The sequence below is a fragment of the Polaromonas sp. P1_E3 genome, assembly GCF_056405935.1.
Genome location: NZ_JBFUBD010000316.1, coordinates 1 through 3,182, shown reverse-complemented (window position 1 = coordinate 3,182; position 3,182 = coordinate 1). Strand labels below are relative to the sequence as shown.

Annotated in this window: 2 protein-coding genes; both read left to right on the top strand. The window is 62.5% G+C overall.

The genetic code is table 11. The features are described 5' to 3' along the window. A partial coding sequence (locus AC1D0Z_RS18465; protein ID WP_477659652.1) for a helix-hairpin-helix domain-containing protein occupies positions 1-558 on the top strand: 558 nt, incomplete at its 5' end. Positions 559-586: 28 nt separating this feature from the next. Next, on the top strand, positions 587-3,182 hold a 2,596-nt coding region (infB, locus tag AC1D0Z_RS18460), incomplete at its 3' end, for a translation initiation factor IF-2 (RefSeq protein ID WP_477659651.1).

Sequence of the window (3,182 nt, the reverse complement as noted above, 5' to 3'; positions counted from 1 at the left end):
GGCCAGAACGTGCGCCTTGCCGCCGAGCTGACAGGCTGGAAGATCAACATCATGACGGCCGATGAGTCTGCGCAGAAGCAGGCTACCGAAACCGATTCCAGCCGCAAGCTGTTCATGGAAAAGCTCGACGTTGACGAGGAAATCGCCGACATCCTGATTTCCGAAGGCTTCACAAGCCTCGAGGAAGTGGCTTATGTGCCGCTTCAGGAAATGCTGGAGATCGAATCTTTCGACGAAGACACCGTCAACGAGCTGCGCACGCGCGCCAAAGATGCGCTCTTGACGATGGAAATCGCCAAGGAAGAAAATGCCGAAGGCGTGTCGCAGAACCTGCGTGACGTCGAAGGCCTTACGCCAGAGCTGATCGCCAAACTGACAGAAGCGGGCATCTCCACCCGCGACGACCTGGCCGATCTGGYCGTGGATGAACTTACCGATATCACCGGCCAGTCTTCGGACGAAGCCAAAGCCCTGATCATGACCGCACGCGCCCATTGGTTTACCGATGAACCCGCTGCCGCTGACACCCCTGCACCTGCAGCGGCCCAAGAGCAATGATCATGAAAGGCCCGCAGGAAAAAAACATATGTCCAGTACCACTACCGTCGCTGAATTCGCAGCTGAACTCAATAAATCCCCCGCAACCCTGATCGAGCAATTGACCAGCGCGGGTGTTGCCAAGGCGCAAGCCAGCGACCCTTTGTCCGAGGCGGACAAGCAGAAGCTCCTGGGCTATCTGCAGGCCAGCCATGGCACCGTCACGGCCGAGCGCAAGAAGATCACCCTGGTGAAAAAATCCACCAGCGAAATCAAGCAGGCCGATGCCACCGGCAAGGCACGCACCATCCAGGTGGAAGTGCGTAAAAAGCGTACCTTTATCAAACGCGACGACGGCTCCGACCAGCCTGCGGAAGAGGTGCAGCCCGAAGTGGCTGCCCCGCCAGCGGCTCCCGTCATTGATGATGCCGAGCTGATCCGCCGTGAGGAGGAGGCCAGCCGCCACGCAGAACTGCTGCGCCGCCAGGAGCAGGAGCTCGCCGAAAAACGCCGTCTTCGCGAAGAACAGGACGCCAAGGACGCTGCGCGCGAGCAGGAGCGCCTGGCTGCCGAACAAGCCGCCCAGGCGGCTGCTGCGGCCGCTGAAGCCGTGGTCAAGAAGGTCAAGCCTGCTGGAAAAGCCAAGGATGCCGCGCCGGTAACCGCCGAAGCCACCAAAGCTGCTGAAACCGCTGCGGCCGAGCAGGCCACGAAGTCCGCCGACGCAGCTGCCGTAGCGGCTGCCGCCAAGGCCAAAGCCACCRCCGAATTCCAGGCTGATGCCGCCAAGGCGCAGGAATTGCAGGAGCGCCGCCGCAAAGCCGAGGCAGAAGCCGCCGGCATTCGCGCGATGATGTCCGCACCCAAGCGTGTTCTGGTCCCCCATGTCGACCCCAAAGCTGCCATCAAGGGCACGCTGCACAAGCCGGCCGGCGCGCCGGGCGCTGCGGCCAAACCGGGTGCTCCCGCAGTCGCTGGAGCGCCGGGCGCTGCCGGCAAGAAGGAAGTCAAGTCAGAGAATCTGTCTTCGACCTGGAAGGACGACGCGGCCAAGAAGAAGGGCATTCCAAGCCGCGGCGCACCTGTTGTGCCCGGCCGCGGCAATTTCCGTGGCGGCCCGCGCGGGCGCCGCAATGACCGCGAAGCACGTCCGGAATCCACCTTTGTGGCACCGACCGAATTCAAGGTCATTGAAGTGCATGTGCCCGAGACGATCACCGTGGCCGAACTCGCGCACAAGATGAGCGTGAAGTCGTCCGAAGTGATCAAGCACCTGATGAAGCTCGGCCAGATGGTCACCATCAACCAGCCGCTGGACCAGGACACCGCCATGATCGTGGTGGAAGAGATGGGCCACAAGGCGGTGACGGCCGCGCTGGACGATCCGGAAGCATTTACCGACGAAGACGTCCATGGCCAGCAGGCGGAGTCGCTTCCGCGTGCGCCGGTGGTCACCGTCATGGGTCACGTCGACCATGGCAAGACCTCGCTGCTTGACTACATCCGCCGTGCCAAGGTGGCTGCGGGTGAAGCCGGCGGCATTACCCAGCACATCGGCGCCTACCACGTGGAAACTCCGCGCGGCATGGTGTCCTTCCTGGACACCCCGGGCCACGAGGCGTTCACCGCCATGCGTGCCCGCGGCGCCCAGGCTACCGACATCGTGATTCTGGTGGTGGCGGCCGACGACGGCGTGATGCCGCAGACCAAGGAAGCCATCAAGCATGCCAAGGCGGCCGGTGTTCCCATCGTGGTGGCGATCAACAAGATCGACAAGCCCGATGCCAACATGGACCGCGTAAAGGGCGAGCTGGTCACCGAAGAGGTGATTCCTGAAGAGTTCGGCGGCGAGTCGCCGTTTGTGCCGGTTTCCGCCCGTACGGGCGCTGGTATCGACCAGCTGCTGGAGCAGGTGCTGCTGCAGGCTGAAATCCTGGAATTGCGTGCGCCGGTCGATGCACTGGCCAAGGGCCTCGTGATTGAAGCCCAGCTTGACAAGGGCCGCGGCCCGGTGGCCACCGTGCTGGTCCAGTCCGGTACGCTGAAAGCCGGTGATGTGGTGCTGGCAGGTTCAACCTATGGCCGTGTACGTGCCATGCTGGACGAAAACGGCAAGCCGATCAAGAGCGCGGGTCCGTCGATCCCGGTCGAGATCCAGGGCCTGACTGAAGTACCGCAAGCCGGTGATGAATTCATGGTGATGACGGACGAACGTCGTGCCCGTGAAATTGCCACCTACCGCGCAGGCAAGTTCCGCAACACCAAGCTGGCCAAGCAGCAGGCGTCCAAGCTGGAGAACATGTTCTCCGACATCTCTGCCGGCGAAGTCAAGATGCTGCCCATCATCATCAAGGCCGACGTGCAGGGGTCGCAGGAAGCACTGGCCCAGTCGCTGCTCAAGCTGTCGACGGACGAAGTCAAGGTCCAGCTGGTGTATTCCGGCGTGGGCGGTATTTCCGAGTCCGACGTCAACCTGGCGATCGCTTCCAAGGCTGTCCTGATCGGGTTCAACACCCGCGCAGATGCCCAGGCGCGCAAGCAGGCCGAGAACAACGGCATCGACATTCGCTACTACATCTTGGTCTTTGACGCTGTGGTCGAACTTCGCGCCGCCATGTCCGGCATGCTCTCGCCCGACAGGAAGG